The organism is Nonomuraea sp. NPDC050383 (genome assembly GCF_044459125.1).
GTDB lineage: Bacteria > Actinomycetota > Actinomycetes > Streptosporangiales > Streptosporangiaceae > Nonomuraea.
Genome location: NZ_JBITIP010000006.1, coordinates 323,809 through 343,578, shown reverse-complemented (window position 1 = coordinate 343,578; position 19,770 = coordinate 323,809). Strand labels below are relative to the sequence as shown.

Sequence of the window (19,770 nt, the reverse complement as noted above, 5' to 3'; positions counted from 1 at the left end):
GGAGTCGGCATGGGATCCAGTGTGGCGGTCGTCGGGACCGCGCTCAACGGTGTGTCCAGGGTCTCGGCCCGGCTGGCCGGGGCGGGGGCCTTCGCGCTGTTCCGGGCGCCGCTCGCGCGCGGCAGACTGCGGCCCGGCGAGCGGGAGATTGTCGCCGCCGCGCGCACCGGCTCGCTGGAGGTCAACGGCAAGACCGCCGTCACCTACCTCTGGGGCGACGGCACGCGGCCGGTCCTGTTCGCGCACGGCTGGCAGTCGCGGGGCAGCCGCTGCGCCGATCTCATCCCCGGCCTCCTGCGGCGCGGGCACAGCGTCGTCGCCTTCGACGCGCCCGGCCACGGGGAGGCCACCGGCCGGACCACCACCATCCTCGAATACCGCGACATCATCACCCGGCTGCACGACCGCTACGGCGACTTCGACGCCGTCGTCGCGCACTCCTTGGGCGTGCTGGCCTCGTTCTTCGCGCTGCGGCACGGGGTCCGGGCCGAGCGGGTGGTCGCCCTCGGCGGCGTCGTGGACTTCGCGTACCTCCTCGACGCGTTCTGCGCCAAGCTCGGGCTGTCCGAGCCGGTGAAGGAGGAGCTGCGCGGCCGGATCGAGCGGGACCTCTTCCCCGGTGAGCCGGCCATCTGGACCCGCTTCTCGGTGCTGGACCGCCCCGAGGAGCTGCGCGTCCCGATCCTGGTCCTCCACGACGAGGACGACGACATGGTCACGCCGACCGAGGCGAGCCGCGTCGTCGCCGCGTACGGGGAGCAGGCCCGGCTGATCACCACGCGGGGGCTCGGCCACCGCCGCATGCTCGGCGACCCCGAGGTGGTCCGGACGGTGCTGGACTTCGTGGCCCCCGAGAGGGATCGCCAGCCCGCCCGGTGAGCCCGCCCAGTCAGCCCGGCCAGTCAGCCCGCCCGGTCAGCCCGCCCGGTCAGCCCGCCCGGTGGGCTGGGCCGGAGTCGCTCGGGTCAGGGGGCGGCGGGCAGCGCGGAGGGGTCGGTGGCGACGGCGCGCAGCCGGCTCAGCACGGCCGTGGCGGCGCGGCGGTAGCAGGCCGGGTCGCCGTGCAGCAGCGACAGGCCGTTGGCCGCTTCGAGCAGGGCGATGACCTCGAAGGCGAGCTGGGGCACGTCGGTGTCGCGCTTCGCCTCGCCGAGGTCCAGTGCCTCGGTGATCGTCTGCTCGACGAAGCGGACCCAGTCGGCCTGGGCCCGCGCGATCGCGTCGCGCACCGCGCCCTCGCGCGCGTCGAACTCGGCGGCGACGGCGTAGAAGAAGCAGCCCCCCGGGAAGACGCGCTGCTCGGAGTAGGCCAGCCAGCTCTGGCACAGCCGCCACACCCTGCCCAGCCCGGCCGGCGCCCGCAGGGCCGGGCGGACGACGTGGTCGACGTACACCTCGGCGGCCGCGCGGACCGTCGCGAGCTGGAGCTCCTCCTTGGCGCCGAAGAGCGCGAAGACCCCGCTCTTGCTGAGGCCGAGCTCCCCGGCGAGCCGGCCGAGCGACAGGCCCTCCAGGCCCTCCACCGAAGCCACCTTCGCCGCATGGCCCAGGACCAGCCGGCGGCTCTCGTTGCCCCGCTCGACGCGCCTGTCGACGCGTGTGCCCGCCATCCCCGCTCCTCCCGATCGCCGTGCCCTGCACGTCGTCCCATAATAAGTGGACGATCGTACGGTTTGTGGACGGTCGTACGGTCAAGGCGGGGCATGATCATGGGCCGGTTGTACAGTGAACGTATGAACCCTCCCGGATCGTGGTGTGAGCGGCCCGAGCCGCAGGCTCCCTCGTGCGAGCTCCCGTCCCCGTGGAGCAAGCCGGAGCGTCCGGCCGACTGGTGCGACGTCCCCGAGTCGCCGATCAAGTCGCCGATCGTCTCCGTCATCGGCCACCTCCTGAAGGCCGCCGCCAGGCGCTGAGGGGCCGCTGAGCCGACGGGGCCGCCGTCACGCAGCCGCGGCCCCGTGATCCGCTGCGCCGCGCTCCAGGGCGTGGCCGAACGCCCGTGATAGAAGGGCGATCCGGTGGGTAGGCGCCTTCCTCGTCAGAGGAGGCGAGGACGTGAACGAGACCCACAAACTGGTCAATGATCTGTCCGAGCAGGTCACCCGGCTCGTCAAGGACGAGCTGCGGCTGGCGCGGCTGGAGCTGGCCGAGAAGGGCAGGCACGCCGGGTTCGGCGCGGGCCTGTTCGGTGCGGCGGGAATGCTCGCGTTCTTCGGCGGCGCCGCGCTGGTCGCCGCCGTCGCGCTGCTCCTGGCACTGGTCATGCCCGCGTGGGCGGCCACCGCGGTGGTGGCGGGCGCGCTGTTCGTCATCGCGGCCGTGGTGGGGCTGGTCGGCAAGAAGCAGGTGGAACGGGCCAAGCCTCCGATGCCGAGCGAGGCCATCGAGAGTGTGAAGGCCGACATCGACGTGGTCAAGGAGAAGGTGCGGCGATGAGCGAGACGGATCCCGGATACAGCAGCGGCCAGCACGCCGGGGACGTCGGCGCCCACAGGACGACCGTGGGCATGCCGACCGACGAGGAGTCGATCAACGTGCCCCAGACGCGGGCCGGCGCGGCGGAGAACGCCCTCAAGGCCGAGGAGGACCGGGCGGAGCACGAGACGTTCGACCCCGAGCCGCTGGTGCGTGACGAGCGCACGGACGCCATCGAGGGCCGCGAGGGGGAAGCCCGCTCCCAGGGCCCGCAGCAGGTGACACCGGAAGCCCGGCACGGCTCCGGTACGGGCACGGGCGCGAGCTCAGGGCAGGCGCGCGAGACGACGACGGGACGTCGCGGCCGGGACGGCCGGGACGGCGAGGACGACGACGAGGAGGGACGAGTGCGTAAGCGCATCGAGGAGACCCGCGGACAGCTGGGCCACACCGTGGCCGAGCTGGCGCACAAGGCGGACGTGAAGCACCGCGCCGGTGACGCGGCCGAGACCGCCAAGGCCAAGGCGGGCCAGATGGCGGGCACGGTCACCGGCAAGGCCGGTGAGGTGGCCGGGACGGTCACGGCCAAGGCCGGCGAGGTCGCGGGGACGGTCACGGCCAAGGCCGGTGAGGTCGCGGGGACGGTCACGGGGAAGGCCGGTGAGGTCGCGGGGACGGTCACGACCAAGGTCCGCGAGGTCACGCCCGACCAGGTGAAGGAGGCGGCCGACAAGGTCACCACGCAGGCCCGCAGGCGGCCCGCGCTGCTGGTGGTCGCGGCGGGCGCCATCGCCGTGTTCGTGCTGCGCCGCGTCATGAGGCGCGACCGGCACAGGTGAGCGCTCCCGAACGTCCCACCGACTTCCCGCGCAGAGCCTGGTGGAGCGTGCTGAAGCGCACGTTCATCGAGTTCAAGGACGACAACGTCCAGGACCTCGCCGCCGCGCTCACCTACTACGCGGTGCTGTCGATCTTCCCGGCGATGATCGTGCTGGTGTCGCTGTTCGGCCTGCTCGGCCGCGACGACACCGCGGTGATCGTGGGCAACCTGGCCGTGGTGGCGCCCGCCGAGGTGCGCGACCTGCTCACGCAGGGCGTGGCGGGCGTCCAGCGGGTCGGGTCGGCGAGCGTGTTCGCTCTCGTCGGCCTGGCCGTGGCCCTGTGGTCGGCCTCCGGCTACATCGCGGCCTTCATCCGGGCCTGCAACGCGATCTACGACATCGGGGAGGGCCGGCCGTTCTGGAAGACCACCCCGCTGCGGATCGGCCTCACCGTCCTGGTGACCGTGCTGCTCGCGGTCGGGGCGATCGCGGTCACCCTCACCGGCCGGCTCGCCGACCTGGCGGGGCGCGCGCTGGGACTGGGCGGGGCGGTGGTGACCACCTGGAACATCGTCAAGTGGCCGGTCCTCGCCCTGATCGCGGCCGGCCTCATCATGGTGCTCTACTGGGCGGCGCCCAACGTGCGCCAGCCGGGCGTGCGCTGGATCAGCCCCGGAGGGCTGCTCGCGGTCGTTCTCTGGGTGATGGTCTCGGCCGGGTTCGCGCTCTACGCGAGCCACTTCGGCTCCTACAACAAGACGTACGGCACGCTCGCGGCGGTCGTGGTGTTCCTCATCTGGCTGTGGCTGTCGAACATGGCGCTGCTGTTCGGCGCCGAGTTCGACGCCGAGCTGATCAGGGAGCGCGCCATCGCCGAGGGCAGCCCCGTGGAGCGGGAGCCGTACGCCGAGCCCCGGGACGCGCCCGAGCCCGATACGCTGCCTGAGTGAAGCGTCGGCCGGCCTCAGCCCTGCTCGTGGTGCTGACCGCCGCCGTCGTCGCGGGATGCGGCGGCGGCGCGGCGGTCAGCGACCTCGGCGTGATCTTCAAGGGCGCCAAGGGCGCGACCGTCCCGGTGGAGCTGCATTCGGGGCAGCGGTTCTCGCTGGCGGTGCCCGACGACCCGGCGGCGGGCGACAGCTGGACCCTGGAGGCAGTGCCCGACGCCCGGGTCGCCTCGTACATCAGCAAGGAGCGCCGGCGCGACGGCTCCCCGGGCACCGCCTACTTCGTGTTCAACACCAAACGGCCCGGCACGACGAGCGTCAGGCTGTACGACTGCTGGCGCTGCGGCGGCGCGACGTCGCCCCCCACCGAGGAGAGCCGTCTGCGCTCCGGCGAGGCGGTCTTCGACCTCACCGTCACCCCCCGCTGACCCGTCCGGGGGCGCCCGTGTCCTTGATCCGGAGGCGCGGGTCGGGGAGGCTGCGGGCATGGACAACGGCAGCGACTACGGCAGGGACTTCGTACGGGTGCGCGCCGCCGCGGACGGCGCCGAGACGATCTCCTGGTGGACCGGCGACGTGTACGGCTGGCGGCGCGACGACGGCCCGCACCACCTGTTCGGCTTCGAGGGCCTCAACGTGGCCCGCGCCGAACGCGGCGACGCCGGCTGGCGGCTGCTGACCCGCGAGGCCGCCGCCTACCTCGACCCTGTCACCCGGGACGCCCTGTCCACCTGGGACAACCCGTTCACCGGCGAGAGCGTCGAGGTGCGGCACGTCTTCAACGACCCCGTCAACCAGCCGCTCGGCGACCGCGCGGTGCCGTTCACCCGCGTCGGCGACCAGGTCGTCTACAACGTGGACGTGCGCCTGGCCTACCCGTCGCCGCTCCCGGTCGCCGACTTCCCCGAGCACTCGGCGGGCGACACCTACCGGGCGATGGAGCTGTTCCAGTTCTTCGCCCGCGCCGCCGACCTGGACTCGGGCGTGGCGGACGTCCCCTGCGTGTTCTCGTGGTGCCGGGTGTCGCCGTGGCTGCCGTGGATGGCGATGGGGCAGCGCGAGGGGGCGCTCGTCTACCACTGCCGGGGCGGCAAGGTCACCGAGGTGCCCGGACGGCTGGCCCGCTTCGCCGGCGAGCGCTTCCTGCGCGCCCCGGAGGCGTGGTCGGCGCCGAACATGACGAGCTGGACCGACTTCCGCGACCACCTGCGGGGCGCGGGCCGGCCCCGGCGGGACGCGGCCGGGACCGCCGAGGTGGCCGGCGGGTAGGGTCGGCCGGTGAGCACCGACCTGTTCTGCGAGATCGTCGCGGGGGAGCGGCCCGCGTTCGTCGTGCGCGCCGACGAGGTGGCCGTCTCCTTCCTCGACGCCAGGCCCCTGTTCAAGGGCCACGTGCTCGTGGTGCCCCGGCGGCACGCCGAGACGCTCGCCGACCTGCCGCTGCCCGACGTGGGGCCGTTCTTCGAGCGGGTCCAGGCCGTGGCCCGCGCCGTGGAGGAGGCCATGGAGGCCGCCGGCACGTTCGTCGCGATGAACAACCACGTCAGCCAGAGCGTCCCCCACCTGCACGTCCACGTGGTGCCGCGCAACCGCAAGGACGGCCTGCGCGGCTTCTTCTGGCCGCGCACCAGGTACGACTCCGACGAGGAGGCCCGCTCGTACGCCGACGCCGTCGCCAAGGCTCTCGCCCAGGGCCAGGGCGGGCCCTGGGGGTCTCCCGAGTAGGCTCGCGCGGTGTGGAGTACCTCGTCGCCGTCGCCGTGGCGGCGGCACTCGTGGGCGTGCCGGGGCTGGTCCTGTGGCGCGTCATGCGCGGCCGCCGGGAGCTCGGCACCAGCCCGGCCGAGCGGGCCACGTTCGAGACGCTGCACACCGCCTCCCTCGCCGGCCCGCCGCTGCGCGCCGGGCTGACCGCCGACGGCGCCGAGCGGGCCTCGCGGCACCTGCGCGCGCTGCTCGGCTCCTCCGCCGTGGCCGTCACCGACGGGGAGCGGCTGCTGGTGTACGACGGCGCGGGGGAGCACCACGCCGGGGAGGCGTTCGAGCACGCGCGGGCCACGCTCAAGGACGGCCGGACCCAGGTGCTGGCCGTCGACTGCGACCTGCTGGAGTGCCCGATCCGGCATGCCGTGGTCGTACCTCTCACCACCGACGACCGGGTCGTCGGCGCGCTGGCCGCCTACGGCCCCCAAGCCTCGGCGGGGCTGGTCAAGGCCGCCCAGGAGGTCGCGGGCTGGGTCGACTCGCAGCTGGAGCTGGCCGAGCTGGACCGCTCGCGCACGCTGCTCATGGAGGCCGAGGTGCGGGCGCTGCGCGCGCAGATCTCACCGCACTTCATCTACAACTCGCTCACCACCATCGCCTCGTTCGTCCGCACCGACCCCGAACGGGCCCGCGAGCTGCTGCTGGAGTTCGCCGACTTCACCCGCTACTCCTTCCGCCGGCACGGCGAGTTCACCACGCTGGCCGAGGAGCTGCGCTCGATCGACCGCTACCTCACCCTCGAACGCGCCCGCTTCGGCGACCAGCTCCAGGTGACCCTGCGCATCGCCCCCGAGGTGCTGCCCGTCGCCGTGCCGTTCCTGTGCCTGCAGCCGCTCGTCGAGAACGCCGTACGCCACGGCCTGGAGAGCCGCAACGGCGTCGGCCGCATCGCGATCATCGCCGAGGACGGCGGCGCGGAGTGCCGCATCAGCGTCGAGGACGACGGCCTCGGCATGGACCCCGAGCGGCTGCGCCGCATCCTGGCCGGCGAGGTCGCGCCGGCGGGCGGCGTCGGGCTGGCCAACGTGGACGAGCGGCTGCGCCAGGTGTACGGGGACGAGTACGGGCTCGTCGTCGAGACGGGGGCGGGCGCGGGCACGAAGGTCAACGTCAGGTTGCCGAAGTATCACCCCGGCGTCTCGGCCCGTTGACCGCGTCGGTAGTTGTCGGTTTTATCACTGTCTATGGCGCAACTCAGGGTTCTCGCGGTCGACGACGAGCTGCCCGCGCTGGAGGACCTGTCATACCTGCTGCGCGCCGACCCGCGCATCGGGGAGGTCGCGACCGCCCGTGACGGCGCCGCGGCCCTGCGCCTGCTGGACCGGGCCATCGCCGAGGGCCGGCCGATCGACGCGGTGTTCCTGGACATCAGGATGCGCGGCCTGGACGGCGTCGTGCTGGGCCGGCTGCTGTCGCGCTTCGCCAACCCGCCCCGCGTGGTGTTCGTCACCGCGTACGAGGAGCACGCCATCGAGGCGTTCGAGATCAAGGCGGAGGACTACCTGCTCAAACCGGTGCGCCCCGAGCGGCTGGCCGAGGCGATCCGGCGGGTCGCGGTCTCGGCGGACGTGCCCGCCGAGGGCGGCGAGTCCGACACCATCCCGGTCGAGCTGGGCGGGGTCACCCGGTTCGTCTCCAGCACCGACGTGGTCTACGTGGAGGCGCACGGCGACTACGCCCGCCTGCACACGTCCACCGGCAGCCACCTGGTGCGCATCCCGCTGGCCGTGCTGGAGGAGCGCTGGGCCTCGGCCGGGTTCGTCCGGGTGCACCGCAGCCACCTGGTGGCGGTCAAGCACATCGAGGAGCTGCACATCGACTCCGGGCGCTGCACGGTCAGGGTGGGGGACACGGAGATCCCGGTCAGCCGCCGCCACACCCGCGAGCTGCGCGACCTGCTCGTCCGCCGCGCCCGCAGGGGACGCGCCGAATGAGCCGCGACCCCGAGACCCCGCGCCCGCAGGGGGCCCGCCGGACGGGCCGCGACCCCGAGACCCCGCGCCCGGCCCGGCGCGGCGAGCAGCCGCGCCGGGTGGCCGTGACCAGCCCGCGGACCGCCGCCGCGCGCCGGCCCCGCTACCCGGCGACCCGGGAGATCGACGAGCAGACCCACCTCGGCGAGGTGTACATGCGCTCCCTGCTGCGCACCCAGTTCCGGCTGGCGCTGTTCGTCTGCACGGTCCTGGGCTGCGTGGTGTGCGGCCTGCCGCTGCTGTTCCTGCTCATCCCGCGGCTGCGCGAGGCGGAGCTGCTCGGCGTCCCGCTGCCCTGGGCGGTGCTCGCCGGCCTCATCTACCCGGCCTTCGTCATCGGGGCCTGGCTGTACGTGCGGCAGGCCGAACGCAACGAGCGCCACTTCGCGGACCTGGTCGAACGCCCGTGAGCCTCGCCGCCGTCCTCCTCGTCGTCGTGGCGGCCGTGCTCATCGGCGCGTTCGGCATCCGCGTCTCCCGCACCACCTCCGACTTCTATGTCGCCTCCCGCACGGTCAGCCCCCTCTGGAACGCCTCCGCCATCGGCGGCGAGTACCTGTCGGCCGCCTCGTTCCTGGGCGTGGCCGGGCTGATCCTGTCCTTCGGCGCCGACATGCTGTGGCTGCCGGTCGGCTGGACGGGCGGCTACCTGGTGCTGCTCGTGCTCGTGTCCGCGCCGCTGCGCCGCTCGGGGGCGTACACGCTGCCGGACTTCGCCGAGGCGCGGCTGGAGTCGATGGCCGTGCGCCGCGCCGCGAGCGTGCTCGTCGTCCTCATCGGCTGGCTGTACCTGATGCCGCAGTTCCAGAGCGCCGGCCTGGTGCTGCGGGAGATCACGGGGGCGCCGCGGTGGGCGGGCGGGCTGCTCGTGGCGGCGGTCGTCGCGGTGAACGTGCTGTCCGGCGGCATGCGGTCGATCACGTTCGTGCAGGCGTTCCAGTACTGGCTGAAGCTGACGGCGCTGGCCGTGCCGCTGGTGTTCCTGCTCATGGCGTGGCGGGCGGGCGGCGCGCCGCCGCTGAGCCCGCAGGACGCCGCCACCTGGCAGGTGCCGCTGGCCGGGGGCAAGGAGTACGCGCTGTACTCGACGTACTCGCTGATCCTGGCCACGTTCCTCGGCACCATGGGGCTGCCGCACGTGCTCGTGCGCTTCTACACCAACCCCGACGGGCGGGCCGCCCGCCGCACCACGCTCGTCGTGCTGTCGCTGCTCGGCGCCTTCTACCTGCTGCCCGCCCTGTACGGCTGGCTCGGCCGGCTGTACGCGCCCGACCTCGTCCGCACCGACGCCGTCGTCCTCACCCTGCCCGGCCGGATGGTCGGCGGCACGCTCGGCGAGCTGCTGACGGCGCTGGTCACGGCCGGGGCGTTCGCCGCGTTCCTGTCGACGTCCTCGGGCCTGACCGTGTCGGTGGCGGGGGTGATCGCGCAGGACCTGCTCAAGGGCGGGGTGCGCTCGTTCCGGATCGCGACGCTGATGGCGGTGGCCGTGCCGCTCGCGCTCGCGCTCCAGGCCAGGGCGCTGCCGGTGGCGGACGTGGTGGGGCTGGCGTTCGCGGTGGCCGCCTCCTCGTTCTGCCCGCTGCTGGTGCTCGGCATCTGGTGGCGGCGGCTCAGCACCACGGGCGCGCTGGCGGGCCTGTTCGTGGGCGGCGGGCTGGCCTGCGCGGCGGTGCTCGTCACGATCGTCGGCGGTCCGTACGAGGGGCCGGCGAACGCGCTGCTGGCCCAGCCGGCGGCGTGGACGGTGCCGATCGCGTTCGTGGTGATGGTGGCCGTCTCGTTCCTCACGCCGCACCGGGTGCCGCCGGGCGTGGCCAGGACCATGGTCCGCCTGCACACCCCCGAGGACCTCAACCTGGACCGCGGCGACTGGCGTCCCCGCTCGTCCTGACCCCTGTGCCGCTCACTCGATGGGGACGTCGGCGAAGTAGCCGACGCTGGGGATCTGCACGCCGATCCGGTCGGCGTCCTCGGGAACCCCGGTGAACAGCGAGTAGTAGGGCGCGGTGTCGCCGGGCCGCAGGGGGTTGCCGGTGGGACTGCAGGAGCAGGTGTCGCCCTCGGTCACCGGCCCGTACTTCCTGCCGGTCGCCGGGGCCACCAGCATCACCCCGGCGGTGCTGTTGTACTGCCACTTGCTGCCCGGCTCCGTGCCGAAGGCGGTCCACGGGTTCCAGGCCTTGTCGCCGGCGTTCCGCACCGACCACTGGAGGGTGACGGTACGGCCCTCACGGGTGAGCGAGGCGACCTCGATGTGCAGCTTGACCCCGTCCACCTGGAGATCGCGGCCCACCGTGGCTGCGCCGCCGCCGGGCCGTTCCCGGCCGCCGTACAGCGTGAGGGCCAGCACGGCCGCCGATACGGCCACGGCGGTCACCGCGACCAGCAGCGGCACCAGCCACCGGCGGGGCGGCCGGGCCGTCACGGGACGCGGGACGGGCACGCTCACGTCCCAGCCGGCGGACACCAGCCGGGTCGCGGCCTCCGCCGTCACCCTCTCGCGGCCGAGCAGCCGGTCGAGGAGCTGCTGGGCGGTGGGGCGGCGCGCCGGGTCCTTGTCCAGGGCCTGCTCGACCAGGGGGCGCAGCCGCTCGTCGAGGCCGTCCAGGCGGGGCACGTGGTGGGCGACCCGGTAGAGGATCTCGGCGTCACTCCGGCCGGGGAACGGCGGGCGACCCGTGGCGGCGTAGGTGACCACGCACCCCCACGCGAACACGTCCGCCGCCGCGGTCACCCGCTCGCCGCGGCCCTGCTCGGGCGACATGTACGGCAGTGTGCCGACCACCACGCCGGTGTCGCCCTGCCCGGCGAGGGTGTCGGCGAGCTGGGCGATGCCGAAGTCGATGACCCGCGGTCCCACGGGGCTGAGCAGGATGTTCGACGGCTTGAGGTCGCGGTGCACCACGCCCGCCCCGTGGATGGCCGACAACGCCGTGGCCACCCCGACGGCCAGGGCCTCCAGCGTGGACCCGCTCATCGGGCCCTGCGCCTCCACCACGGCTGACAGGTCGGGGCCGTCGATGTACTCGGTCGCGATGTACGCCTGCGCCCCGCCGGCGCCCGTGTCCAGGCCAACCGTGTTAGGGCCAACCGTGTCAGGGCCGCCCGTGTTAGGGCCGCCCGTGTTCGGGCCGACCGTGTCCAGGCCGACGTCCAGCACGGCCGCGGTGCAGAACCGGGCGACCTGCCGGGCGGCCTCCGCCTCCGCGCGGAAGCGCCGCTGGAACTCCTCGCGCGCGGCCAGCTCCGGCCGCATGACCTTGAGCGCCACGTGCCGCCCGGCGCCGTCGCGCGCCAGGTACACGATGCCCATGCCGCCCTCGCCGAGCCTGCGGTCCAGGACGTACGGGCCGATGGTGCGCCGCTGCGCGCTGGTCGCGTCGGGGGATAGATGCCCATTCATCGCGCCCTATCATGCCGTGCCGCATCTCTCCCCGCAGCCCGCCGCCTTACCCGGACCCCGAGCACGTGGCAGGCCGCGAACGGATCAGCTAGCGGGAGGGCGGGGGGAGCTCGCCGGAGCCGCGGGCGACCAGCTCGACCGGGACCTTGACGCGACGCGGCGTGTCCGAAGGGTCCAGGAGCAGGTCCACCGCGCTGCGCCCGAGCCGGGTCACGTCGTAGCGCACCACCGTCACCCCGGGGTTGAACACGTCCGCCAGCGCGAAGTCGTCGAAGCCCACGTACGCCGGATGTTCGGGCCGTTCGCGCAGCGCCTGGAGGATGCCGATCGCCGCCCGGTTGTTGGTGGCGAAGAAGGCCGTGGGCGGGTCGTCCAGGGACAGCAGCCGCGCCACCTCGTGCCCGGCCCGCCACGGGTCGAAGACGCCCCGCACCACCAGCGACTCGTCCACGGCCACGCCCGCTTCCCCCAGCGCCGCGCGGTAGCCGCAGGCGCGGTCGTGGACCGAGCTGAACGCCTCGTCGTCGGAGATCAGCCCGATGCGCCGGTGCCCGCGGGCCAGCAGGTGCTCCGTCGCCATCCGGCCGCCCCGGACGTCGTCCAGCAGCACCACGTCGGCCTGCTCCAGGCCGTGCGGGACCCGGTCCACGAACACCGTGGTCAGGCCGCCGTGCTCGGCGAGCCAGCCGTGGTCGGCGGCCGACGGCACGATGATCAGCGAGTCGACGCCCCGCGCGTACATCGACTCCACGAGCATCCGCTCCCGCTCCGGCCGTTCCTCGTACGAGCCGAAGACCACGAGCGCCGCGTGGTCGGCCGCCGCCGCCTCGACCGCCTTGGCCAGCCGGGAGTAGAACTCGTTGGAGATGTTCTCCATGATCAGCCCGATGGTCAGCATGGTGGCGCCGCGGGCCAGCCGGGCGGCCGCCTCGTTGCGGCGGAAGCCGAGCACCCCGATCGCCTCCTGCACCCTCCGCTGGAGGACGGGGCTGACGTGCGGTTCCTGGTTCACCACCCGCGACACGGTCTTGAGGCTGACACCCGCCTGACGGGCCACGTCGGCCATAGTGGGTTTGCGGCGCGCTGTCATACTGTGCCCCCATGGACGATGAATGGATCTGTGGCCGGCTGGGCGAGGACGAACCGTGGATGCTCGGCGCGGTCAACCCACCGGTGTTCGAGAACTCGGTGTTCACCTTCGCCACGGCCGGTGAGCTCGGCGAGGCGATCAGGAACGAGGACGAGCGGTACGTCTACTGGCGCGGCACGAACCCGACCGTGGACCTCGTCCAGCGCAAGCTGGCGGCGCTGGAGCGGGCCGAGCGGGCCAAGTGCTTCGCCTCCGGGATGGGCGCCATCTCGGCGACGATCTCGTCGCTGGTGTCGGCCGGCGACCACGTGCTGGTGCTGGGCGCGGTCTACGGGCCGACCACCCAGTTCCTGCGTTACCTCGAGAAGTTCGGCGTCACGCATACGCACGTCGACGATCTCGTCAGCTGTGACAGCGCTATCAGGGAGAGCACGCGTCTACTGTACTTCGAGTCGCCCTCCTACATGCGGTATGAGGTCTTCGACATCCCCGCCGTCACGGCGTGGGCCGCGGAGCGCGGCCTGGTGACGGTCATGGACAACACCTGGTCCACCCCGCTCTTCCAGAAGCCGCTCACCATGGGCGTCGACCTGGTGGTCCACTCGCTGTCGAAGTACGTGGGCGGGCACAGCGACCTGGTCGGCGGCGTGGTGGCCGGCCCGTCGCGGCTGATCCGGCCGCTCGCGCTGACCGAGTACCAGCTCTACGGCGCCGCCATGTCGCCGCACGACGCGGCCAAGGTGATCAAGGGGCTGCGCACGCTGCCCGTGCGGATGGCGGCCCACCAGGAGCGCGGCCTGGCGGTGGCGCAGTTCCTGGACGAGCACCCGGCCGTCCGGCGCGTCAACCATCCGGGGCTGCTCTCCCACTCGGGCCACGCGCTGGCCGCGGGCCAGATGTCCGGCTTCTCCAGCCTGTTCAGCCTGGAGCTCGACACGGAGTCGCGGGAGGAGGTGGCGGGCTTCATCGACCTGCTGCGGCACTTCCGCGTCGGGGTGTCGTGGGGCGGCTTCGAGAGCCTGGTCAACGCCCCCGCCCTGTCCACCGAGGAGAGCGTGCGGGCCACCATGGGCATCCCCGTCGGCCTCGTCAGGCTGTCGGTGGGGCTGGAGCCGGCCGACACGTTGATCAAGGACCTGGGTCTGGCGCTGGAGGGGGTCGGTCGCCTAGCGTGACTGACAGCGCTGTCTGCCGTGTCATCCGGTAGTGCGGCCGGCGGTCCCCGCCGCCGGCCCGACGGCGGACTCCCAGTGCTGTCTTACTCGTGCGGAGGCACCTATGCGAACCCCCCTTCTGTCGGCCTCAGCAGCAGCGATGGCCGCGACGCTCGTCCTCGCCGGCTGCGGCTCCGGCTCGTCCTCGGGTGAGGTCAAGCTACGCATGATCGAGAGCCTGACCAGCCCCGAACGGACCAAGCTGCTCAAGACCCTGATCGAGGGCTTCGAGAAGGCGAACCCGGGCGTGGAGGTGGAGCTCGTCTCGCCCCCGCTGGACAGCGCCGACCAGAAGATCACCCAGATCCTGCAGACGAAGAAGGACCTGGACGTGCTGGAGGTCCGCGACCACACGGCCAAGTCCTTCTCCAACAACGGCTGGCTGGCCGAGCTGCCCACCACCCAGTGGGCCGGCTGGTCCGACCTGACCGAGCTGGCCCAGAAGAAGGCCGTCGAGATCGGCGGCAAGGCGTACCTCATCCCGTACGGCTTCTACCAGCGCACGCTGTTCTACCGCACCGACTGGGGCCTGACACAGCCGCCGAAGACCTGGCAGGAGCTGTACGAGGCGGGCAAGAAGATGACCTCCGGCGACCGGTTCGGCTACTCCTTCCGGGGCGGCAAGGGCGGCGCCGACTACGCGGTCCAGATGATCAGCGCGTACAACGGCGAGGCCCTCGATCCGCAGAAGTCCTTCTACCTCAAGGACAAGCGGACGATCTTCTCGACGCCCGAGGCCGCGCAGGCCCTCGACCTGTACGTGAAGATCTTCAAGGAGGCGTCGCCGCCCGACTCGGTCTCCTGGGGCTACCCGGAGATGGTGCAGGGCTTCACCTCCGGCGTCACCGGCATGCTCATCCAGGACCCCGAGGTCATCAAGACCGTCGAGGAGAGCGGGGTCAAGGCGTGGTCGACGGCCCCGATCCCGAAGGGCCCGTCCGGCTACGCCTTCCAGCCGGTCGGCTACGCGGGCTGGGGCGTCACCTCCTTCAGCGAGCACCAGAAGGAGGCGGTCAAGCTCGTGCAGTACCTGTCGGAGGCCAAGCAGAGCATAGCCTTCGCCAAGGGCAACTCGCTCATCCCGATCTCCCGGCAGGCGCAGAACGACCCGCAGTTCTCGCAGGGCGCGTGGAAGGCGTACCTGGAGGCGCAGCAGGACCCGAAGCAGGTCATCACGGTCCGGCCGGTCGACTACCCGGGCTGGAGCCAGTTCATCGCCGACTCCGACCGTGACGTGCAGGCGCTGATCACCGGCAAGAAGACCGTCGCCGAGGTGCTGACGTCCTGGGACGCGTTCTGGGCGGACCAGGCGAAGAAGGTCTCGTGAGCCAGGTCGCCCGTCCCGCGTTCACGGGGCGCAGGGCCAGGTTCGTCGCGCTGTGCCTGCTGCCCGGCGTGGTGTTCGTGCTGGTGTTCACGTACTACCCGATGATCCGCGGCGCGGTCATCGCCTTCCAGCGCTACAACCTGTTCGACCTGACCTCGACGCCGTTCGTCGGGCTGGAGAACTTCCGGGCGGTGCTGGCGGAGGACCGGTTCTGGACCGCGCTGCGCAACACCGGCACGTGGGTGGCGGTGTCGCTGTTCTTCCAGTTCTTCCTCGGGTTCGGGCTGGCGCTGCTGCTGCGCCGGCACTTCCGGGGCCGCGGCCTCTACCAGGCGTGGGTGTTCTTCCCGTGGGCCATGTCGGGCTTCCTCATCGGGCTGCTGTGGCGGTGGATGTTCAACGGGCAGTTCGGCGTGGTCAACGACCTGCTGCTGAAGGCCGGGATCATCGACGGGCGGATCGGGTTCCTGGCCTCGCCGGGCTGGGCGATGACCTCGGTGATCGTGGCCAACGTCTGGTACGGCGTGACGTTCTTCGCCATCATGATCATGGCGGCGCTCCAGTCGGTGCCGGCGGAGCTGTACGAGGCGGCGTCGGTGGACGGCGCCTCCCGGCTGCGGCAGTTCTGGCACGTGACGCTGCCGCACATCCGCCCGACGCTGGCCCTGATCGTGCTGCTGCGGATCATCTGGATCCTCAACTTCCCCGACCTCATCTACGCCATGACCGGCGGCGGGCCGGCGGGGAGCACCGACATCATCACGACGTTCCTCATCCAGCAGGTCATCGGCGGCGACTACGGCCGGGCCGGCGCGGTCGGGATGCTCATCCTGGGCCTGCTGCTCGCCTTCAGCGTCTTCTACCTGAACGCCACCCGATTCGAGAGGTCCCGATGAGACGCCTGGCCAAGGGGACCGTGCTCGCGGTCTGGCTGGTGATCACGCTGTTCCCGCTGTACTGGATCGCCGTCACCTCGCTCAAGCCCAAGGCGGAGATCTTCTCGATGCCGCTGAGGTACTGGCCGGGCGAGGTGACCTTCGAGCACTACGCGGACCTGTTCTCCTTCGCCGACTTCGGCGCGTACCTGCTCAACAGCCTGCTCGTCTCGCTGGTCGCGGCGGCGGCCGTCACCGTGATCGGGGTGCTCGGCGGCTACACGCTGGCGCGCTTCTCCTTCCCCGGCAGGGGCGCGCTGATGCTGGCGTTCCTGGTCACGCAGATGATCCCGCTGTTCATCGCGCTCGGGCCGCTGTACCTGCTGATGTCCGACCTCGACCTGCTCAACCATCTCGCCGGGCTCATGCTCGTGTACGTGGCGATGCTGGTGCCGTTCTCCACGATCATCATGCGGGGGTTCTACGAGCGGATCCCGGTGGCGCTGGAGGAGGCGGCGCAGGTGGACGGGGCCTCCCGGCTCGCGGCGATGATCCGCGTGGTGATCCCGGTGATGCTGCCGGGCATCGCGGCGACGTTCATCTTCGCGTTCGTGCAGTGCTGGAACGAGCTGTTCCTGGCGATCACGTTCATCGACAGCGAGGACGCCAAGACGATCCCGGTGGCGATGAACTCCTTCATCACCCAGTACGACATCGACTGGGGCTCCATGGCCGCGGCCACCGTGGTGTCGGTGATCCCGACCCTGGTGCTCTTCGCCGCCATCAGGCGCTACATCGTGGAGGGGCTCACCGCGGGCGCAGTCAAGGGGTGAGGGGGGCTTGACAGAGGCAGACATCGGATGGATCTTCTCATTCATCAGCGGTCTCGCCCCCCAATTCCCGCGCTGGAGCCTTTCATGTCCGAAAATTCGCCCTTAACGCCGGAAGTCCTCGGAGGTATGGCCTCACGCCGAGCCGTCATCGGCTCCGCGGGCGGCCTCGCCCTCGCCCTGCTCACCACCGCCGCCACCGCCGGCCCCGCCCGGGCGGGCACGTCCGCCACCGGAGCGTCCGCCGGCGGGGCGGCCGCTCCCGCCTGGCGGCTCCAGCAGCGGATCACCTGGCAGGACTTCATGAAGGACCAGGACCTGCGGTGGGGCCGGATGCCCAAGGCCTGGCACGAGGGCCCGTTCCTCGGGGACGGGCTGCTGGGCAGCATGATCTATCAGGAGCCCGGCCAGAACAAGATCCGCTTCACCGTCCAGCACGGCCGCGTTCAGGACCACCGGCCCGAGTTCGGCAGCGGCTGGGGCACCTGCCGGCTGCCCGTCGGCCACCTCACCCTCGACCCCGTCGGCGCGATCACCGCGGTGGACTGGCGGCTCGACCTCTGGAACGCCGAGTTCACCGGCACCGTCACCACCGACAAGGGCACGCTGACCTGCTCGGCGTTCATCCGGGACGAGATCCTCGTGGCCAAGGCCGCGGCCGCCGGCGGCGAGCAGGTGCGCTGGACCTTCCACCCAGAGGAGGCCGCCAGCCCCCGCGGCGCCAGTGAGGCGCCGCCGTCCGGCTACACCCCCAACCCCGCCTGGACCACGGCGTCCTCCGGCGGCATCGCGCAGGTGATCCAGCCGCTGACCGGCGGCGGCCAGACCGCGACCGCCTACCGGGTGCGCGGCGACACGCTCATGCTGACCGTCGCCCACAGCTTCCCCGCCGCCGACGCCCAGGCCACCGCCGTGGCCCGGATCAAGGGCGCCGAGCCGTACGGCATGCTCCGGCAGCGGCACCGCGACTGGTGGCACGACTTCTACGGCAAGAGCTTCATCTCCCTGCCCGACGAGCGGCTGCAGAGCTTCTACTGGATCCAGCTCTACAAGACGGCCTCGGCCAGCCGCGCCGGCGGGCCCGTCATGGCGACGACCGGCCCCTGGCTGGAGCCGACCCCGTGGCCCGCCGTGTGGTGGAACCTCAACGTGCAGCTGGAGTACTGGCTCATCCACGGCTCCAACCACCTGGAGCTGGACTCGCTCACCTCCACCCTGGACCGCAACCGGGACCAGCTCGTCGCCAACGTCCCCGCCGCCTACCGGTCCGACTCCGCGGGCGTGGGCCGCAGCTCCGACATGTTCGCCACCCGCGGCGTCGGCACTCCCGGCTCCGGCGCCGAGGTCGGCGACCTCACCTGGGCGTTGCACAACGTCTGGCTGTCCTACCGGCACACCATGGACGACGGGCTGCTGCGGGACACGGTCTTCCCGCTGCTGCGCCGGGCCGTCAACTACTACCTGCACTTCCTGGCCCCCGGCGCCGACGGGAAGCTGCACCTGCCGAGCACGCTGTCGCCGGAGTACCCCGTCACGCCGCCGCGCGACACCAACTACGACCTGGCGCTCATCCGCTGGGGGTGCCGGACGCTGCTCGACTCGGCCGCGCGCCTGCGCGTGGACGACCCGCTCAAGGCCCGCTGGCAGGAGGTGCTCGACACCCTGGTGGACTACCCGGCGGACGCCAACGGCTACATGATCGGCGCCGAGACCCCGTACGACCAGTCCCACCGCCACTACTCGCACCTGCTCATGGTGTACCCGCTGTACCAGGTCAACTGGGACCAGCCGGAGCATCGGGAGATCATCGAGAAGTCGGTCGTCCGCTGGCAGTCGCTCACCGGCGCGCACCGCGGCTACAGCTACACCGGCGCCGCCTCCCTGTACGCGATGATGGGCCGCGGCGACACCGCCCTGTCGTACCTGGACAAGTTCTTCGACCCGGCCAGCCGCTTCCCCTGCCGCGCCAACACCCACTACGCCGAGGGCGGCCCGGTCATCGAGACGCCGCTGTCGGCCGCCCAGTCGATCCACGACATGCTCTGCCAGAGCTGGGGCGGCGTCGTCCGGGTCTTCCCGGCCGTCCCGGCCGCCTGGCAGGACGTCACGCTGCACGACTTCCGCACCCAGGGCGCGTTCCTCGTCTCCGCCGTACGGCGGGCCGGCGTGACCCGCTTCATCCGGGTCAGGAGCCTGGCCGGCGAGCCGTTGCGGCTCAGGCACGGCCTGACCGGCAAGATCACCGCGGTGCTGGACGACGGCGCCGCGGCCACGGTCAAGGACCTGGGCGGCGGCGTCGTGGAGATCACCCTGCCCAAGGGCCGGGAGGTCCTGGTCCACACCGGTGCGCGGCCGGACGTGGTCGTCGCGCCCGTGGCGACGGCCAAGCCCGCCGACCCGTGGGGCCTGCCGCCGATCCCCCCGCCGGGACCGACCACCCCGGTGAGCCTGTCGGCGTACTTCGACAACGACGCGGTGTCCTCCCACGAGGCCATGACCGACGGCGACGCCGACGGCTCCGGCTACACCTACCCGGCCGAGGAGCTGCCGCCCGCCGGCCCGCTCGTCCACGAGGGCCTGACCTTCACCTTCCCCGCGTACGGCGACGGCGCCAGGAACAACGTGACCGGGCAGGGCCAGACCATCGCCGTGCCGGCCGGTAGGTACACCAGGGCGCGGCTGCTGGGCGCGGCCACCTCCGGGGCGCTCACGGGCACGCTGACCGCCACCTACGCCGACGGCTCCACCGCCCAGGTGCCGTTCACGATGCCCGACTGGGGCGGCGCGGGGAGCTCGCCGACCACCGAGGTGCTGCGCTGCACCCACCGGCACGGCCGTACCGGCTCCAACACGCTCAAGGTCGGCCTGTTCGAGACGCGGGCGGAGCTGGACCCGGCCAAGGAGCTGCGCTCGCTCACGCTGCCGGCGCTCACCCGCCCGCAGCTCCACCTGTTCGCCCTCTCGCTGGAAGCGCCGGCCCGATGAGCGCGCGCGTTCCGGAGGCGCGCGACGTGCCGGCCGCCGGCCGGGCCGCCCCCTGGGGACCGCCCTGACCGACGCCGGCGGGGCCTACCGTTCGTCGCGCGAATGGGACCTTTCATCGCAAGC

20 protein-coding genes are annotated in these 19,770 nt (G+C 72.4%); 17 read left to right on the top strand and 3 right to left on the bottom strand.

The genetic code is table 11. The annotated features are described in order from the left end of the window. The first annotated feature begins 9 nt into the window (after positions 1-9). The gene (locus tag ACIBG4_RS18310) at positions 10-879 is read left to right on the top strand and encodes an alpha/beta fold hydrolase (protein ID WP_397202746.1); all 870 of its coding nucleotides are present in this window, start codon (positions 10-12) and stop codon (positions 877-879) included. Between the two features lie 86 nt (positions 880-965). Here ACIBG4_RS18310 and ACIBG4_RS18305 read toward each other — a convergent pair whose 3' ends face one another. Then, complete coding sequence (locus tag ACIBG4_RS18305; protein ID WP_397202745.1) at positions 966-1,610, bottom strand: TetR/AcrR family transcriptional regulator; 645 nt, start codon at positions 1,608-1,610, stop codon at positions 966-968. A gap of 123 nt (positions 1,611-1,733) precedes the next feature. Between ACIBG4_RS18305 and ACIBG4_RS18300 the strand changes: the two genes are divergently transcribed. The 11 genes from ACIBG4_RS18300 (at position 1,734) to ACIBG4_RS18250 (ending at position 9,814) form a co-directional block, all read left to right on the top strand. After that, the gene (locus ACIBG4_RS18300; protein WP_397202744.1) at positions 1,734-1,913 is read left to right on the top strand and encodes a hypothetical protein; all 180 of its coding nucleotides are present in this window, start codon (positions 1,734-1,736) and stop codon (positions 1,911-1,913) included. A gap of 142 nt (positions 1,914-2,055) precedes the next feature. Continuing rightward, on the top strand, positions 2,056-2,436 hold the full coding sequence (locus tag ACIBG4_RS18295) for a phage holin family protein (RefSeq protein WP_310711175.1): 381 nt from the start codon (positions 2,056-2,058) through the stop codon (positions 2,434-2,436). Continuing rightward, positions 2,433-3,254: a DUF3618 domain-containing protein gene (locus ACIBG4_RS18290; RefSeq protein WP_397202743.1), complete on the top strand. Its 822-nt coding sequence runs from the start codon at positions 2,433-2,435 to the stop codon at positions 3,252-3,254. The genes ACIBG4_RS18295 and ACIBG4_RS18290 overlap by 4 nt, the downstream gene beginning before the upstream one ends. After that, complete coding sequence (locus tag ACIBG4_RS18285) at positions 3,251-4,186, top strand: YihY/virulence factor BrkB family protein (protein WP_397202742.1); 936 nt, start codon at positions 3,251-3,253, stop codon at positions 4,184-4,186. The genes ACIBG4_RS18290 and ACIBG4_RS18285 overlap by 4 nt, the downstream gene beginning before the upstream one ends. Then, the gene (locus ACIBG4_RS18280) at positions 4,183-4,611 is read left to right on the top strand and encodes a protease inhibitor I42 family protein (protein WP_310711172.1); all 429 of its coding nucleotides are present in this window, start codon (positions 4,183-4,185) and stop codon (positions 4,609-4,611) included. Before ACIBG4_RS18285 ends, ACIBG4_RS18280 begins: the two co-directional genes overlap by 4 nt. Positions 4,612-4,669: 58 nt before the next feature. Beyond that, on the top strand, positions 4,670-5,452 hold the full coding sequence (locus ACIBG4_RS18275) for a DUF1838 family protein (protein WP_397202741.1): 783 nt from the start codon (positions 4,670-4,672) through the stop codon (positions 5,450-5,452). 9 nt (positions 5,453-5,461) lie between these two features. Beyond that, positions 5,462-5,908 carry an HIT family protein gene (locus ACIBG4_RS18270; RefSeq protein WP_397202740.1) on the top strand — a complete coding sequence of 149 codons (447 nt, stop codon included), beginning with the start codon at positions 5,462-5,464 and terminating at the stop codon, positions 5,906-5,908. A gap of 11 nt (positions 5,909-5,919) precedes the next feature. Beyond that, positions 5,920-7,098 (top strand): sensor histidine kinase, encoded by a 1,179-nt coding sequence (locus ACIBG4_RS18265; RefSeq protein WP_397202739.1) that lies wholly within the window; start codon positions 5,920-5,922, stop codon positions 7,096-7,098. Positions 7,099-7,131: 33 nt separating this feature from the next. Then, entirely contained in the window at positions 7,132-7,881 is a 750-nt protein-coding gene (locus tag ACIBG4_RS18260) for a LytR/AlgR family response regulator transcription factor (RefSeq protein ID WP_397202738.1), read from the top strand. After that, entirely contained in the window at positions 7,878-8,330 is a 453-nt protein-coding gene (locus tag ACIBG4_RS18255; protein ID WP_310711166.1) for a hypothetical protein, read from the top strand. Before ACIBG4_RS18260 ends, ACIBG4_RS18255 begins: the two co-directional genes overlap by 4 nt. After that, complete coding sequence (locus tag ACIBG4_RS18250; RefSeq protein ID WP_397202737.1) at positions 8,327-9,814, top strand: cation acetate symporter; 1,488 nt, start codon at positions 8,327-8,329, stop codon at positions 9,812-9,814. Before ACIBG4_RS18255 ends, ACIBG4_RS18250 begins: the two co-directional genes overlap by 4 nt. A gap of 12 nt (positions 9,815-9,826) precedes the next feature. Here ACIBG4_RS18250 and ACIBG4_RS18245 read toward each other — a convergent pair whose 3' ends face one another. Both ACIBG4_RS18245 and ACIBG4_RS18240 read right to left on the bottom strand, forming a co-directional pair. Then, positions 9,827-11,326, bottom strand: a complete 1,500-nt coding sequence (locus ACIBG4_RS18245; RefSeq protein ID WP_397202736.1) for a serine/threonine-protein kinase — start codon at positions 11,324-11,326, stop codon at positions 9,827-9,829. 88 nt (positions 11,327-11,414) lie between these two features. Continuing rightward, entirely contained in the window at positions 11,415-12,383 is a 969-nt protein-coding gene (locus ACIBG4_RS18240; protein WP_397202735.1) for a LacI family DNA-binding transcriptional regulator, read from the bottom strand. Positions 12,384-12,427: 44 nt separating this feature from the next. On the opposite strand from ACIBG4_RS18240, the gene ACIBG4_RS18235 reads away from it, so the two are divergent. The 5 genes from ACIBG4_RS18235 to ACIBG4_RS18215 all read left to right on the top strand — a co-directional run bounded on the left by ACIBG4_RS18235 (position 12,428) and on the right by ACIBG4_RS18215 (position 19,647). Continuing rightward, a complete protein-coding gene (locus ACIBG4_RS18235) occupies positions 12,428-13,591 on the top strand; it encodes a trans-sulfuration enzyme family protein (RefSeq protein ID WP_397202734.1) in 1,164 nt (387 codons plus the stop codon). A gap of 103 nt (positions 13,592-13,694) precedes the next feature. Next, a complete protein-coding gene (locus tag ACIBG4_RS18230) occupies positions 13,695-14,957 on the top strand; it encodes an ABC transporter substrate-binding protein (RefSeq protein WP_397202733.1) in 1,263 nt (420 codons plus the stop codon). Next, entirely contained in the window at positions 14,954-15,853 is a 900-nt protein-coding gene (locus tag ACIBG4_RS18225) for a sugar ABC transporter permease (protein ID WP_310711161.1), read from the top strand. Before ACIBG4_RS18230 ends, ACIBG4_RS18225 begins: the two co-directional genes overlap by 4 nt. Beyond that, positions 15,850-16,665 (top strand): carbohydrate ABC transporter permease, encoded by an 816-nt coding sequence (locus ACIBG4_RS18220; protein ID WP_397202732.1) that lies wholly within the window; start codon positions 15,850-15,852, stop codon positions 16,663-16,665. The genes ACIBG4_RS18225 and ACIBG4_RS18220 overlap by 4 nt, the downstream gene beginning before the upstream one ends. A gap of 126 nt (positions 16,666-16,791) precedes the next feature. After that, entirely contained in the window at positions 16,792-19,647 is a 2,856-nt protein-coding gene (locus ACIBG4_RS18215; protein WP_397202731.1) for a glycosyl hydrolase family 95 catalytic domain-containing protein, read from the top strand. Positions 19,648-19,770: the final 123 nt, after the last annotated feature.

Coding starts and splice junctions, on each gene's coding strand:
- ACIBG4_RS18260 (WP_397202738.1), top strand. CDS start 7,132: ATGGCGCAACTCAGGGTTCTCGCGGTCGACGACGAGCTGCCCGCGCTG.
- ACIBG4_RS18235 (WP_397202734.1), top strand. CDS start 12,428: ATGGACGATGAATGGATCTGTGGCCGGCTGGGCGAGGACGAACCGTGG.
- ACIBG4_RS18220 (WP_397202732.1), top strand. CDS start 15,850: ATGAGACGCCTGGCCAAGGGGACCGTGCTCGCGGTCTGGCTGGTGATC.
- ACIBG4_RS18290 (WP_397202743.1), top strand. CDS start 2,433: ATGAGCGAGACGGATCCCGGATACAGCAGCGGCCAGCACGCCGGGGAC.
- ACIBG4_RS18255 (WP_310711166.1), top strand. CDS start 7,878: ATGAGCCGCGACCCCGAGACCCCGCGCCCGCAGGGGGCCCGCCGGACG.
- ACIBG4_RS18310 (WP_397202746.1), top strand. CDS start 10: ATGGGATCCAGTGTGGCGGTCGTCGGGACCGCGCTCAACGGTGTGTCC.
- ACIBG4_RS18215 (WP_397202731.1), top strand. CDS start 16,792: ATGGCCTCACGCCGAGCCGTCATCGGCTCCGCGGGCGGCCTCGCCCTC.
- ACIBG4_RS18275 (WP_397202741.1), top strand. CDS start 4,670: ATGGACAACGGCAGCGACTACGGCAGGGACTTCGTACGGGTGCGCGCC.
- ACIBG4_RS18305 (WP_397202745.1), bottom strand. CDS start 1,610: ATGGCGGGCACACGCGTCGACAGGCGCGTCGAGCGGGGCAACGAGAGC.
- ACIBG4_RS18245 (WP_397202736.1), bottom strand. CDS start 11,326: ATGAATGGGCATCTATCCCCCGACGCGACCAGCGCGCAGCGGCGCACC.
- ACIBG4_RS18300 (WP_397202744.1), top strand. CDS start 1,734: ATGAACCCTCCCGGATCGTGGTGTGAGCGGCCCGAGCCGCAGGCTCCC.
- ACIBG4_RS18230 (WP_397202733.1), top strand. CDS start 13,695: ATGCGAACCCCCCTTCTGTCGGCCTCAGCAGCAGCGATGGCCGCGACG.